The organism is Polaromonas sp. P3_C2, from assembly GCF_056402675.1.
The window spans coordinates 1-692 of the sequence record NZ_JBFUGX010001181.1; the positions used below are offsets into that span (position 1 = coordinate 1).

The 692-nt window shown below is 54.6% G+C and carries 1 protein-coding gene; it reads right to left on the reverse strand.

The window, feature by feature from the left end:
• A partial coding sequence (gene neuC / locus AC1DWI_RS25455) for a UDP-N-acetylglucosamine 2-epimerase (protein ID WP_477726224.1) occupies positions 1-657 on the reverse strand: 657 nt, incomplete at its 3' end.
• Positions 658-692: the final 35 nt, after the last annotated feature.

Consider the following 692-nt stretch of genomic DNA (forward strand, 5'->3'; position numbering starts at 1 on the left):
GATAACGCCCGATGACGAATTTCCAATAAGAACGTCTGCATTTCTCAAGGCCGCAAGGTACAGTGAACGTGGCAAGTGTGCAAAACGCCGTATGTCCAAGGCCTCAACGGCACGCAAAATTTCTGCAGAGCCGGCATCGGCATTGGGATCAAGCCAGATTACCTCGATGCCTTTTTCAGGCAATGTCTGGCGAATGGCAGATAGCAATGCAGTCGTCTGTTCATATGTACCCTGTGACTCCTGCACTACCGGATGAAACAGCACCAGCGCATAATGCGCTTCGGCCGACAAACCCAGCTCAACAGCAACTGTGGCGCGGGAGAAGTCGTACAGAAGTTGGAGATCGTCCAGGCTGGGAGCACCCGTGACCCAAACATGTTCGGGCTTTTCACCCATGCGAATGACACGCTCCCGTGACTCTTCTGTCGCCACAAAATGCCAGTGGGAAAGTTTTGTCAGCGCATGCCTCACAGGTTCGTCAACAGTACCAGACCGCTCGCCACCGTGCAGGTGAACAATTGGCACTCCCAAGTGCAGAGCCGCAATGGCACCGGCCAGCATTTCACCGCGATCACCAATGACCAGCAGCAAATCCGGTTTTTCCTCTTCAAGGACACGCGTCAGTCCAATGATGGCCTGTCCGATGCCGCTTGACATAGCAGCAGCGGTGCGCAACCCAACGTCTGTGGGTA